A 13108-nucleotide genomic window follows, 5' to 3' on the forward strand; every position below is an offset into this window, starting at 1 on the left:
ACAGCGGAGTACTTATGGAATTTAACATAAAAAGCGGCAGCCCGGAGAAGCAGCGCGTCGCCTGCGTGATCGTCGGCGTATACGAGTCGCGCAAGCTGACATTCGCCGCCGACCTGCTCGATCGCATCTCCAACGGCTTCATCAGCGACGTGATTCGTCACGGCGACATGGAGGGCAAACTGGGCAGCACGCTGGTGCTGCATTCGGTGCCGCATACCTTGTGCGACCGGGTGATGCTGGTCGGTCTGGGCAAGGAGCGCGATTTCCGCGCCAAGGAATACCGCGAGGCGGTGCGCGCCTCCATCCGCGCGCTGACGCAGACTTCTGCCGGCGAGGCCGTCAGCTACCTGTCCGAATTGACTGTCAAAAAACACGACGTCGAATGGATGATAGAGCAGGCCGCTGTGGTGACGCTGGACGCGCTGTATCGCTTCGACCGCTTCAAGAGCAAGCTGGACGAGTCCGTGCGCGAGCCGCGCAAGCTGACGCTGGCGGTGCCGCGTCGCAGCGATCTGGCCGACGGCGAGAAGGGCCTGCAGCGCGGCCTGGCCATCGGCAATGGCATGAAGCTGGCCAAGGATCTGGGCAATCTGCCGGGCAATGTGTGCACGCCGTCCTATCTGGGCGACGAGGCGCGCAAGCTGGCCGAGGCCTTCGGCGCCGAAGTCGAGGTGCTGGGTCCGCGCGAAATCGCCGAACTGGGCATGCACTCCTTCCTGGCCGTGGCCAAGGGCAGCAGCGAGGAGGCGCGGCTGATCGTGCTGAAGCACCATGGCGCCAAAGACAAGAACGACAAACCCATTGTGCTGGTGGGCAAGGGCATCACCTTTGATTCCGGCGGCATTTCGTTGAAGCCGGGCGAAGGCATGGACGAAATGAAGTACGACATGTGTGGCGCCGCCACCGTGCTGGGCGCCTTCCGCGCCGCGGCGGAGATGAAGCTGCCGCTGAACGTCATCGCCGTGGTGCCCAGCTGCGAAAACATGCCGAACGGCAACGCGGTCAAGCCGGGCGACATCGTCACGTCGATGGCCGGCCAGACCATCGAGGTTCTCAATACCGACGCCGAGGGCCGGCTGATCCTGTGCGACGCGCTGACCTATGCCGAGCGCTTCCAGCCGTCCACCGTGATCGACGTCGCCACGCTGACCGGTGCCTGCGTGGTCGCGCTGGGCCATATCGCCACCGCCTTGTACAGCAACCAGGACAGCCTGGCGCGCGAGATGCTGGCCGCCGGCGAGGAAGTCGCCGACCGCGCCTGGCACATGCCGCTGTGGGACGAATATCAGGAACTGCTGAAGAGTCCGTTCGCTGACATGGCCAATATCGGCGGCCGGGCCGGCGGCAGTATCACCGCCGCCTGCTTCCTGTCGCGTTTCGCCAAGGCCTACGACTGGGCGCATCTGGACATCGCCGGCACCGCCTGGAAGGGCGGCAAGGACAAGGGCGCCACCGCGCGTCCGGTGCCGTTGTTGGTGCAGTTCCTGCAGGATCGCGCCGATATCGCGCTGGGCAATGTGGTCCGTCGCGGCCGTCCGCGCCGCGAGGCGCCCGAAGTGGCAGAAGATGACCAAGATTGATTTCTACACCAATGTCGCCGATCCGCAGGAATTCGCCTGCAGATTGGCGGACACCGTGCAGCGCAAGAAGGAACGGTTGCTGATCTGGCTGGACAGCGAACGCGATGTCGAAGTGTTCAGCAACCGCTTGTGGAGTTTCGGCGATACCCGCTTCGTGCCGCATTGCCGGCTGGAGGCGCCGCAGGCCCAGGAGACGCCGGTGTGGCTCGCCGCCCGGCTTCCGGACGAGCTGTCGCACCCGGTATTGTTGAATCTGGGTTCGCAATTGCCCTATGAAATAGACAGGTTTGAGCGCATTCTTGAGATAGTTGGGCGGGATCCGGCCTCGCTGGCGACCGCCCGCGAGCGCTTCCGTGCCTACCGTGAGCACGGTTGCGCGATCGAACATCACGACATGAGTCAAACGCCAACATGACCGAGTCGCAGAAACCGAATGAAGCCGACTGGAATGCCCTGAATCTGCCGGTGTTGACCGACGTGGTCGACGATGCGGCGGTGCCTACGCTGGCCGAAGAGACGCCGCCCGAAGGCGGAGACGTCCCGGAATTCGATTTCTCTTCCGAGCTGGATCTGCTGGCCTCCGAACTGGACGGCGCAAGCCCGCCCGATTCGCCGCAGCTGGAAATACCGGAACTGACGCTGGAGGATCTGCTGGCGGCCGACGCGACGCCGGTGGAGGAGCCGTCGCCGCTGGACTTCAGCTCGCTGCCGTCGCTGGAGCTTGCCGACGGCGATGGCCAGCCGGAGGCGGATACCGGCCTGGATTTCGTATTGCAGCCGCGCGCGGCGGAAGCGGAAGCCGAGGCCAGCGGCCTGGCCGCGCTGATGGCGCGGGCCAGTCCGGATCAGGCCGCGGCGTCGACGGAGCCGGCATCGGCCGGGGACACGCAGCCCGAGGCGGTGGTCGAGGGCGTCGGCGGCGAGGACTTGAGCTGGGCCGATGTCGTGGCGGCGACATCGCAGCCAGAGCCGCTTGCGTCGCTTGCGGCCACCGACGAGGCTGCTGCGCCCGAACCCGAACCCGAACCCGAACCCGAACCCGAACCCGAACCCGAACCCGAACCCGAACCCGAACCGCCGGCCTTCACCTCGATTTCGCTGGACAGCCTGCCCAGCGGCGTATTGGGCGGCGGCGTCGGGCGCGAGCAGACGCCGACAGGGCTGGAATGGCTGTCGACGCTGCCGGCGCCGCAGCCGCCGGCGGAAATGACGATGCAGGAAAAGCTGCAGCAGGCCGAACGCACGCTGGCCGAGGAACGCGCCAAGCAGGCGGCGGCCGAGGCCGAGAAGCAGGCTGCCGCCGCGGCCGCGCAGCCGCTTCCGGAGCCCGACGTCGCGCCGGCATCGGCGGAATCGACGGCGCCGCCGGCGTTGACGATCCAGGAACAACTGGAGCAGGCCGAACGCACGCTGGCAGAGGAGCGCGCCAGGCAGGCGGCGGCAGAGGCCGAGAGACAGGCTGCCGCCGTGGCCGCGCAGCCGCTGCCAGAGCCCGATGTTGCGCCGGCATCGGTGGATTCGACGGCGCCGCCGGCGTTGACGATGAAGGAACGGCTGGAGCAGGCCGAACGGATACTGGCCGAGGAGCGCGCCAAACAAGCGGCGACCGAGGCCGCGAAGCGGGCGTCCCCGCCGCCGGTCGAAGCGGGCGTCGCGCCCGAGCGTGCGCCGGCGGCGATCGAACCGGCAGAGCCGCAGCCGGAGATGCTTGAAGCAGGGATGCCTGAACCAGGTGTCGAGGAAGCGATATTGGAGCCGGAGTCGGCGGTCGAGGAACTTGCCGTGCCGGCCGCCGAGCCGGAAGCGCTCGAAGCCGCGCAGCCGTCGGCCGAGACGCTGCCGGAGATTCCGGAGCTGGTCGCCGAGGCGCCGGCAGTCGAGCCGGAAGTGCCGTCGCCGGTAGAGGAGCTTGCCGTTTCGGCCGCCGAACCGGCAGCGGCGGAAGCCGCGCAGCCGCAGGCCGAGGCGCCGTCGGAGATTCCGGAGCTGCTTGCCGAAGCGCCGGCAGTCGAGCCGGAAGCGCCGTCGCCGGTAGAGGAGCTTGCCGTTCCGGCCGCCGAGTCGGAAGCGGCGGAAGCCGCGCAGCCGCAGGCCGAGGCGCTGTCGGAGATTCCGGAGCTGCTCGCCGAAGCGCCGACAGTTGAGCCGGAAACGCCGTCGCTGGTAGCGGAACTTGCCGTTTCGTCCGCCGAGCCGGAAGCGGCGGAAGCCGCGCAGCCGCAGGCCGAGGCGCCGTCGGAGATTCCGGAGCTGCTTGCCGAAGCGCCGGCAGTCGAGCCGGAAGCGCCGTCGCCGGTAGAGGAGCTTGCCGTGCCGGCCGCCGAACCGGAAGCGGCGGAAGCCGCGCAGCCGCAGGCCGAGACGTTGCCGGAGATTCCGGGGCTGGTCGCCGAAGCGCCGGTGGTCGAGCCGGAAGCGCCGTCGCCGGTAGAGGAACTTGCCGTTTCGGCCGCCGAACCGGCAGCGGCGGAAGCCGCGCAGCCGCAGGCCGAGGCGCTGTCGGAGATTCCGGAGTTGCTCGCCGAAGCGCCGACAGTCGAGCCGGAAACGCCGTCGCCGGTAGAGGAACTAGCCGTTCCCGCGGTCGAGCCGGAGACGACGGAAGCCGTGCAGCCGCAGGTCGAGGCGCTGCCGGAAATCCCGGAATTGAGCGTCGAGGCCGCCGCGTTCGCGCCGGAGGCGGAGACCTTGCCGGTCGACGAGGCCGAGCTTGCCGAGCCTGTGCCGGAAGTTGATGCGGTCGAATCCGGGCCGTCGCCGGAAATGCCAGAGCGGCTTGTCGAGCCGGAGGCGACCGACGAGACTGCGGTTTCCGAGCTTGCGCCGGCGGAAGCGCCCGGGGCAGAGCCGCAGGCCGACGACGAGGACCTGCCGGCCCTGTCCGGCCTGTTGGGCAGGCGCGCCGATCCCGAGCCGGTCGAGGCGGCTGCCCAGTCGCCGGAGGTCCCTCAGGAGGCCGAGGCCGTCGCCGTGGTGAAGATCGCCGCGATGAGTTCGGGCGCGGCGGCGGTGGGCCGCCAGTTGCCGGCGGGGCCGCAACTGGACGAGCAGGCGCTGTTCGATTCGCTGTACGAGCAGATGCTGCCGCGGATGAAGGTGGAGCTGTCGCTGTGGCTGCAGGACGCGATCGACGTGCAGGCCAAGCAGATGTTGTCCGGCATGATGCACCAGCTGAAGGAGGACTATGAAATGCTGTTCGGCGACGCCTTGAAGGAAAGCCTGCGCCAGGCATTGAACGACGCCGGCGCCAGCGGCAGGGACGGCGAGCGATGAGCGACAGATTGTCCAGCATCATCACCCGCACCGGTGACGACGGCACGACCGGTCTCGGCGACGGCAGCCGGGTAGCCAAGGACGGCGCTCGCATCGAGGCCCTGGGCGATGTCGACGAGCTGAACTCGTCGATAGGCGTGCTGCTGGCCGAGCCGCCGCCGCAGCCGATGGCGGAATGGCTGGCCGAGATCCAGCACGATCTGTTCGATCTCGGCTCGGAACTGGCGGTGCCCGGCTACGCGGCCATCACCGACGGCCATGTGCAGGCGCTGGAGGGGCTGGTCGCGTTCATGAACGAGGAGCTGGGGCCGCTGAAGGAGTTCATCCTGCCAGGCGGCCTGCGCAGCGCGGCCTTGGCGCATCAGGCGCGCGCCGTCTGCCGCCGCGCCGAGCGGGCGGTGGTGGCGCTGGCGCGCGAGGAGGCGGTGTCCCAGCCGCTGCGCCGCTATCTGAACCGCCTGTCCGACTTCCTGTTCGTGCTGGCGCGCTATCTCAATCGCGAAGGCGGCGTGCCGGACGTGTTGTGGCGGGCCGGCCGGAAGCGCTGAGCGGCGTTAGGTTTTGATCGCCAGGGAACGCACCGCCTCGCGCGGGGCGTTTGTCGTTCTCCGCTCTCCAGCCCGATCAGGCGTAGAACTTCGATTTCCCCTCGCGGGTGCTGGCGACAAAGTCCCGCACATGATCGAGAAACTTGTCGTGGCGCCCCAGGCGGCTGTCGTCCGAGCCGTGGTCGGCCGGAAGCTGGTACAGCTGGCCGACGTGGCGGACCGACAGCAGGCCGTCCAGCGCCGGCACGATATCGCCTTTGACGCAGTAGTGGCGGATATCGGCCGAGGCCGCGCGGGCCTGTTCCTGATCGCCGCCGTGTTGGGCGAGCAGTTCGCGCTGCAGGCCGCGGCCGAACTGGGCGCTGCTGAAGCACTCGGCGCGGATGGGAGATTGCGGCGTGGACAGTTTCATCGCGGCGTAGGCCGCCATGCCGCCGCCCAGCGAATGGCCGCCGGTGGAGACGGTGTAGGCCGGCTCCCCGGCGCGCATCAGCGGCAGGCCCGCGGCGAGCTGCTGCAGCTTGTGGGTCAGCTGGGCGGCCTGGCGGTAGCAGGCCGGGCGGCCGCCGAAAACGGCGTTGCTGATATTGGCGCGCCATTGCCGGGTGACGCTGCCGATATTCTTCAGATTGCGCGGCGCCAGATCGCCGACGCCGCGACCGCTGGTGGTGCCGCCGAACACCAGCCGGATTTCGCCCTCGGCCTTGTTGCGGAACACATAGGCCACCAGGCCGCTGTCCGGGTCCAGCAGGCGGCCTTGCTGCGGCTGGTATTCCAGCTTGCCGCCCTTGGCCAGCAGTCTTGCCAGTTCGGTGTCCGGCCGCCACTGGGTGTGTTTCAGGCTGTCCAGGTCCCGGCTATAGGGGAAGTTGGCCAGCAGGGCGCTGTCGCCCAGCTGCCGCCGGGCCTGCGGATGATCGAAACATTCCAGCGTCTGGCGCACGCACAGGCCGTCCAGCGGGTTGCTTGCCTGGGCCTGGCCGGAGGCGGCCGGGCGATTCTCGGTCTGGCGCAATTGCGTCGCCAGTTTGCCGGCGACGGGAGCGTCGGCTGCCGGGGCGGCGGTCTGGGGCGTGATGGGGCGAAGTCCTTGTATCTGCATGTCGGTGGCCGGCGAGAAGAGGGATGCGCAGTATGCTAGCGGCGCGCGGGCGTCCAGCCTTGCAGATTTTATCCATGCCGGAGCGGCGAGTCGAATGGCGGCGGGCGCCATCGCCATTCGACCCGCCGGCATCCGAACGCTTGCCGCCTTGACTGGCGATCAGGGTTTCTCTTGCAAAGAGAAGGGGTCGGCTTTCGTCGGATCGTACTTGACCACCGGTGGGGCAAGCTGCTGAGTCACGCCGGTGGCCTTCATATACTGGGTCTGGTAGGTGAAGGCCCCGGCATTCGACTGGCCCGCCATGAAGAAGAAGGCTTCGATCGGCAAGTGCGCGACATCGGCGGCCGCCTTCGGATAGCTCCGGACCATGCCCTCGTTCCAGTTCAAGTAGTAGTACAACGGCGAGGCGAGAATCGCGGCGTGGAATTGATTGGCTTTCCGGGTGCTGAACGAGCACCGGTAATGCCCGTCCATCCTCTGGCTTTCCTTCCAGGCGTCGAAAAGCTGTGGTCCCGTAGCGTTGTCCAGCGTCAGTCCATGCTGGTCCAGATAGGTCTTTAACGGTTTCGAGTCCTGGCAGGATGACGGGTCAGTCGGATTGGCGTGATCGTTGAAATACGCGCTGATGGTCGCCTTGAGGGGCGAGCGGGGATTCATCGTGCAGAATGCCGTGTGCGGATCGAACAGCTGTTCGGGCTGATCGATGGCGTAGTTCGAATCGACATCGGACGGATACAGGCAGGCGAAATCGGCGTTTTGTCCGTCCTGTTGTTGATCGTCTGTCGATTTGAACACCACGCCCTGCTGGCCGACAAGCCCCCCCAGGTTCTGCAGCAGCGAATTCGTGTCCCTGCGCAGGTAGACGAAGGAAATGCCGGCCTTGTCCCGGTGCGGCTTATAGTCCCACACCGGGTATTGGCCGGCCGCCGCCATGTGCACCAGCAGGCCGGAGCAGTGATGCGCCGGCTTGCCGCCGCAGTCCGTCACCGTGTTGTTGAAGCGCCGGTTCAATTCGGCTACGACGGTCTGCCCGCTCCGGCGCGGCGTCGGATTGTCGTCGTCCAGGTACTTGAAGCCGTGGCCCGGCGCGTCGAAAGCCAGCACGGGAATATCCAGTTTCCAGTCGTTGTACAAGGCCAGCCTGGTCGACCGGGCTGCGCTGCGGCCAGATTCGGAGCCCGCCGCGTAGACGACGGCCCGGGTGGTCATGCCTTTCAAGTCGGTGGCCCGCCATTCCTGCATCGGCAGCACCAGCGGAACGGACAGCTTGGCGCCGGTCAGCAAGGCCTGCTTGAATTCCGCCTGATCTCGGGTACTGAACGAGCATGCCGGCTGCCCATCGGCGCGCCGCTTCAGCCAGTTGTCCATCGTCACGTCGCATCCGTACTTCACCATCAGTTTGCCGCAGGACGACGGATCGGAATCTATGGCCTGGCCCGCCTCGGCGGCCGGCCAGCATCCGCCGGCCGCGCGTTGTCCATCGGCGGGATCGCCGGCCAGCGCGCAATCGGGCAGCGTCGCGTGCTGATTTGCGTCCATCGGCAAAACCAGTCCGACCAGGCCCGGCTTGTCGGTAAACGGATTGGCCGAGGCCTGGTTCAGATACCAGGTCTTGCCATCGACGGGAAGCGCGCCGGCTTCCCGGAGCAGCAGGCCGTTCGCGCCGTCGCAGGCGCTGGGGGCCCTCTGATACAGGCCGCTGAGCCGCTTGGCCAGCTCCGCCCCGCCGAAGGCTCCGCCGGCGTAGGCGGGAAGGCTGCCGAGCAGCAGCAGGGCGGCCAGATAGATTTTAAATCGCGGGAGGGTTTGGTTTTTCTGGAAGAAAGACATGCGGCTACCTCGTTAAAAGCTGACTGGTAAAGTCAGACTACTTGCGTGTCTTGATCTATTTGTGGCGGCAGTTGAAATTAAGATCGATCTGATTCGTTTTGCCATTTTTCTGTCAATCATCGCCAGGCTAGGCCGATAGTTTTTGCTGACGTGAGTCCCTTGCAAATGAGGGCTGGGATAATGAATGAGCTCCTGCGCCAACGTGAATGGTTCGCTTATTCATTGTTGCTCCAAGTCATTGGATAGAAGAATTCAGGCACAAGCTTGTTTCGGTGCGGGAAAGTCGAAGCTAATTGTCCAAGTGAGCTGTGGAATTGGGCTCAGACCTGATTGGATTGTTTCAAGCAATATCTTCGGGAATTCCAATGGCCTTTTAGGCGTGGTGTCCGGAATATGTTAATCGAATGGCGGCATCGGTGGGTATTGCGGCCTGGCAAGCTGGGGTGAGGCGAGTCGTGCGACCTGCTCGTTGGCGCATCGAAAGCAAAGTGAATGACGATAATGGGAATGTTGAATGAATATTTGAAGGTCTGAGCAGCGATTTATTAGCACGTGGAGTAAATCTAGATAATCCAAGGCAAGCTACAGTGTATGAAGGCGATAGTATTAAAAAGTGGATGGGAACGAGAGGGGGCGCACTAAAAAATAAGCCAATCACTAATAATTAATTTGTGAAAAATGGTGATTTGCAATATTGTAAATTGAATAAGAATGGACGGTTTGAGTTAAAATATGGGTATGAATTTGTAAATGGAAAATTAAGGATAAAATGAGCGATATTGGATAGGCGTAGCGAGAAGTGTGCCATCGTTGCTTTGGAGAGGTTGAGCGTATGATCTTTCTGGGATGGAATGGCGCTACCCTCATTTTTAATGAACAAACCTCATTGCTTGGATGGTCGGATTGCTCCGACCATCCACCTTTTCTTGCCAGGATCGATATTGCACGCTTGCTTCGCTGAGTGCCTTTCGTAAGCTTATCACGGATGTCTGGTTTATCGCTCGTTCGACTTGAAAGCGAGGAGTGCCAAGCAAATGCCAAGCCTTCAAATCATTATCTGGATAGACTAGAAAAATTTCTCATTCCAGAAAAATTTCTTCCCCCGGCACTACTTAACAAGTCAGTCTTTTTTTCCACGTTGACATCGGCAAGCAATAAGCGGTCATTTATCCAGCGACGTGTTTCTGCGTATAATTCTAATCGGCTACGCAAATTATCGCTCGACATATCATTTCCAGAGGTGTGAACATGGCTTATATAATAAAGCATTTCGAATTCGGCATCGTAGCAAATAGATCCTCTCCCTTCAAAAGCAAGAGTCGTGTTCATGTGAAGAGCATGTTCCATCATGGTGTTATTGATTTGAATTTCATCCAATGCGGAAACCAGAACAAGCCCATTATCTCTTATGAGAAAGCTGTAAATTTCATTGCCAATTAGTGCACTTCCAATATTGCCATCCAGATCGATGTTTTCACCTAAAGCCTGCTTCAGCAAGCTCGAATTTGCTTCCATAGCAATCTTGTCACTCATGATGGATCCCCTGAATCGTTAATTGATGTTACGGATAAAGTGACGGGATTTTGCCTCGTTTACTTTCAGCATCGATTGCGCGGGATCGGAAGCATTGTTTTCCGCCCTGATGAAACCTTGAGGGCTTGCGGTTTGGGCAAGTTTCTGAGGGGATGATGCCCCTATCGGCCACATGACTTTTGCGCCATTCATGTCAATATTGGAGAATTTTCTCAGCATGCGCAGGCATAAACCTGCGCAATTGACTGATGAAGCTTTCCATTCTCCTGCTATTCTATCAGTAGAGATGCCTATAATATTGGCACCATCGGCATGTGAAAAAGCTTGCTGGCGTTTTTTGGCATAATGTTCGGATTGATTATTCAAATAAGCATCGATCTTTTTACCTGAGTGACTTTCTCCTGGTCCTTTCAAGGCTATAAATGCATTTCTTGCAGCTAAAAATGCTTTTTCTTTTTCTTTATAGCCAGTGGAGTCCTTCATGTGATCCGGTATGCATGTTGTCCCTTCTCTAAACAACCTTTCCATCTGGACTTTGGGTGTCAAGATGTTAAAGCCATCCTCATCCTCGGTAGAGTCAATTGCGTCATCTAAATTCGATAAGTATGATGAAAGGGATAGAGTTTGCTTTATATAAGTATCCAATGCCGTTTTAAAATCAATCTTATCAATTTTATTCTGCGCCTGTTCTTTCATCGCGGAATAATAATAAAGTCTTGCATCTTGCTCTTTGTCGATGAGCTGTATTTGCTGCAGGCATTCTGCCGTAAGCTTTTTAATGTCCAGGGGGGTTGGCTTGGTGGGGGAGCTTAATTTCTCAATTAAGCCTGATAGTAATGTCTTGAATTTGAAAAGAAGAGAATTTCCTTCCTTGAAAGTCTCTATCTCTTTTTTGAATTCGGAAAGTTTATTTTTGATGAGCTCATGCTTGTCTGTGTCCTCTGCCTCGGCGGTAATTTCCTCAAATCTTTTTGAGAAATTATTCATTTGGAATGTTTTTATTTTATCTAACTCAGTTTGTGCGGAGCGCTTCATTGTTTCCAGCTCTGTCTTGCTATTTATCCCCTCCCGTATTTGATAAATAGGTAAGCCAGATTTGGTGCCATCCATATGTTTGGCAGCGAAAATATAATCCGTCATTTTTTTTATCTGATCAATTGGCAACTCTAAGGTCAAAAACTCATTCGTGCCCAGAAGCTGTTTGTCTGCATAAGAGACAGCATCCATCGAGTAATTGCCATCGCTACAGAATTTTCCATCATTTGCATTAAAGACAGTTTCTTTGATGCCCAAGTTCGCCGTATGTCGGTTATTGAAAATGGCTTCCCTGCTTGGATTGAAATCAGCGGGCCGCCCAGATGGAAAAACAACACCAAAAGTAGCATGGATCAGACTGTGTCTTTTCCAACCGCTATTCTCTTTGCTAGCGGTTTCGATAAACAGGTCAGCATGTTGGGCTCCCTGTTTATTGGCGATATGCACCAGGCCATAGCCGGGACGAATTGGTTTATTACCATACCGGGATATGGCATTGGCTGTGGAGTTGATTTCCACCGTTTCATACGGCTTGCGCATCATGCCGGCCCCAAGCATATCTTTTAGCGCTATGCGATGGATGTCTTGTAGTGTGCTTCGACTTAAGGCTTGCTCGCCGGATTCAATTTTGGCAAGCAGTGAACCCGCATCCGCCTTGAATTTTGCAATCTTGCCATCCAGTTCAGTCCAGGAGGAAGCGCCATCCCGCTTAAAAAAAGCCTCAATGAATGCTTTCTCCACACTGGCTCTTAGCTGCTTGCGATCATCGATAACCATAGCCTGGCCATCTTTTGCCTTTTCTTTATCAGATTTTTCATAAAGCTGCTGGAGAAGCGTAAAATTCTGTTGTGAAAATTCATTTGTAATCGGCATGATGCACTCTTTAAATATTAAATTATTCAATTAAAAATTGAAGTGATATCGAACTCAATGCGATATGGATCTGATGGACGCGTGGTTCTACTCATACAATAATGCTTGCTTAAATTTAGTTTTTACTTTCCATGATTTTTAATTCAAAGATTTAAAGGTGCCCATTTTGATTATGCTATTGTTGAATTTTCAAAGGAGGAAGCCATTTTTATCAATATTACCTTGGCGTGCCCAGTGTGGATGACGTCACTGCTGTCATTGTTTTTAATTGAATGTAATCATTCTCAACAAAAGATTCTGGTAATGCCGGAGTGACGGCGAGGCCCAGAGTCTTGATATTTTCACGGCATGACAGATGTTAGGCCGACTCTTAGTAAAACCCACCTTGGGAAGGCGCGCGGCTCCATCTCGCCTTTGTTCCGGACGGTCAATGACGATGCGCTATTGTGGCTTCCCGATATGTGTCCGGCATGTGCGGTCTGCTGCGAGACACAACGGGGATAGTAGGGGGAGGGGGGAGCGAAAACTTTTGAAAATCGCTTACGACTCGCAGGTTGCGGCGGCCGCGCGGGGAGAAGCCCGGATGAGCAGCGTCGCGCTGCTGACGGCGGGCATGGCGAAACAGCGAAGTGAGAGTCACGCCGGCACGGCGTGTTGCGGAATCATCGGCAAAAGCGAAACGGGCCTTTCAGCAGCGCTGAAAGGCCCGTGGAATCTGGTGCCGGCGGCAGGAATCGAACTCGCGACCCCCTGATTACAAGTCAGGTGCTCTACCAACTGAGCTACACCGGCGAAGAGGTGCGAATTATGCCGCGCTCAATCCGGCTTGGCAAGAGCCCTAGCGTTTTTTATGGTGATGAGCGCGATGTTTCTTCGCCGGCTTTTTGTGATGCTTGCCCTTGTGGGCCTTGGCCGGCTTGTGCGGTTTCTTGCCGGCATGGGCGTGGGCTTTCTTGCCGTGCTTTTTCACATGGGCGTGTTTGGCGGCGTGCGCGCGGGCCTTGCCCGCCTTGTGCTTGCCGTGGGCCGACTTCGCCTGCCGGTGGCCGGCCTTGGCGTGGCGCTTGGGCTGGGCGGATTTGGCGGCGGCGTGCGGCTGGTGCAGCGGTTTGGCGGCGGGCGCCGGCTGGAAGTCTCCGGGCAGAGGCTGGTCTTCCGGCTCGGCGCGGCTCAGCGGGCTGGCCAGCGCGAGGCCGACGGCGACTAGGGGAGCGATGAGCTTGATCAGTTTCATGTTCGACTTGTTCGGATAAATGGGACCGGCGATTGGGATCGCGCAGGTATCTGCCTATATTAGCATGAGTGCGGCATGCGGCCAGCGACGGGCGGCATGC

At 59.8% G+C, this 13108-nt stretch carries 9 protein-coding genes and 1 tRNA gene; 4 read left to right on the plus strand and 6 right to left on the minus strand.

Annotation, left to right across the window (positions count from 1 at the left end):
• The first annotated feature begins 14 nt into the window (after positions 1 to 14).
• The 4 genes from CXB49_RS06910 to CXB49_RS06925 are packed head-to-tail and all read left to right on the plus strand — an operon-like array spanning position 15 to position 5401.
• Positions 15 to 1580 (plus strand): leucyl aminopeptidase, encoded by a 1566-nt coding sequence (locus tag CXB49_RS06910; protein ID WP_101707710.1) that lies wholly within the window; start codon positions 15 to 17, stop codon positions 1578 to 1580.
• Entirely contained in the window at positions 1567 to 1995 is a 429-nt protein-coding gene (locus CXB49_RS06915) for a DNA polymerase III subunit chi (protein ID WP_101710637.1), read from the plus strand. The genes CXB49_RS06910 and CXB49_RS06915 overlap by 14 nt, the downstream gene beginning before the upstream one ends.
• On the plus strand, positions 1992 to 4853 hold the full coding sequence (locus CXB49_RS06920; RefSeq protein ID WP_101707711.1) for a hypothetical protein: 2862 nt from the start codon (positions 1992 to 1994) through the stop codon (positions 4851 to 4853). Before CXB49_RS06915 ends, CXB49_RS06920 begins: the two co-directional genes overlap by 4 nt.
• Positions 4850 to 5401, plus strand: coding sequence for a cob(I)yrinic acid a,c-diamide adenosyltransferase (locus CXB49_RS06925; protein WP_101707712.1), 552 nt, complete (start codon positions 4850 to 4852; stop codon positions 5399 to 5401). Before CXB49_RS06920 ends, CXB49_RS06925 begins: the two co-directional genes overlap by 4 nt.
• A 76-nt stretch (positions 5402 to 5477) precedes the next feature.
• Here the strand turns inward: CXB49_RS06925 and CXB49_RS06930 are convergent, their stop codons facing one another.
• From CXB49_RS06930 to CXB49_RS06950, 6 genes are all read right to left on the minus strand, one after another.
• Positions 5478 to 6503, minus strand: a complete 1026-nt coding sequence (locus tag CXB49_RS06930; protein ID WP_101707713.1) for a hypothetical protein — start codon at positions 6501 to 6503, stop codon at positions 5478 to 5480.
• 159 nt (positions 6504 to 6662) lie between these two features.
• A complete protein-coding gene (locus CXB49_RS06935; protein ID WP_101707714.1) occupies positions 6663 to 8333 on the minus strand; it encodes a hypothetical protein in 1671 nt (556 codons plus the stop codon).
• A gap of 1053 nt (positions 8334 to 9386) precedes the next feature.
• Entirely contained in the window at positions 9387 to 9866 is a 480-nt protein-coding gene (locus CXB49_RS23250) for a hypothetical protein (RefSeq protein ID WP_158300645.1), read from the minus strand.
• A gap of 18 nt (positions 9867 to 9884) precedes the next feature.
• Positions 9885 to 11774 (minus strand): hypothetical protein, encoded by a 1890-nt coding sequence (locus CXB49_RS23255; protein WP_158300646.1) that lies wholly within the window; start codon positions 11772 to 11774, stop codon positions 9885 to 9887.
• Positions 11775 to 12490: 716 nt separating this feature from the next.
• Positions 12491 to 12566 (minus strand) — tRNA-Thr (locus CXB49_RS06945).
• Between the two features lie 46 nt (positions 12567 to 12612).
• Positions 12613 to 13008, minus strand: coding sequence for a hypothetical protein (locus tag CXB49_RS06950; RefSeq protein ID WP_101707716.1), 396 nt, complete (start codon positions 13006 to 13008; stop codon positions 12613 to 12615).
• Positions 13009 to 13108: the final 100 nt, after the last annotated feature.

Source organism: Chromobacterium sp. ATCC 53434, assembly GCF_002848345.1.
Taxonomy (GTDB): domain Bacteria; phylum Pseudomonadota; class Gammaproteobacteria; order Burkholderiales; family Chromobacteriaceae; genus Chromobacterium.

Excerpts from the sequence above, each read along its gene's own strand:
- CXB49_RS06910 (WP_101707710.1), top strand. The coding sequence starts at position 15 with ATGGAATTTAACATAAAAAGCGGCAGCCCGGAGAAGCAGCGCGTCGCC.
- CXB49_RS06915 (WP_101710637.1), top strand. The coding sequence starts at position 1,567 with ATGACCAAGATTGATTTCTACACCAATGTCGCCGATCCGCAGGAATTC.
- CXB49_RS06920 (WP_101707711.1), top strand. The coding sequence starts at position 1,992 with ATGACCGAGTCGCAGAAACCGAATGAAGCCGACTGGAATGCCCTGAAT.
- CXB49_RS06925 (WP_101707712.1), top strand. The coding sequence starts at position 4,850 with ATGAGCGACAGATTGTCCAGCATCATCACCCGCACCGGTGACGACGGC.
- CXB49_RS06930 (WP_101707713.1), bottom strand. The coding sequence starts at position 6,503 with ATGCAGATACAAGGACTTCGCCCCATCACGCCCCAGACCGCCGCCCCG.
- CXB49_RS06935 (WP_101707714.1), bottom strand. The coding sequence starts at position 8,333 with ATGTCTTTCTTCCAGAAAAACCAAACCCTCCCGCGATTTAAAATCTAT.
- CXB49_RS23250 (WP_158300645.1), bottom strand. The coding sequence starts at position 9,866 with ATGAGTGACAAGATTGCTATGGAAGCAAATTCGAGCTTGCTGAAGCAG.
- CXB49_RS23255 (WP_158300646.1), bottom strand. The coding sequence starts at position 11,774 with ATGCCGATTACAAATGAATTTTCACAACAGAATTTTACGCTTCTCCAG.
- CXB49_RS06950 (WP_101707716.1), bottom strand. The coding sequence starts at position 13,008 with ATGAAACTGATCAAGCTCATCGCTCCCCTAGTCGCCGTCGGCCTCGCG.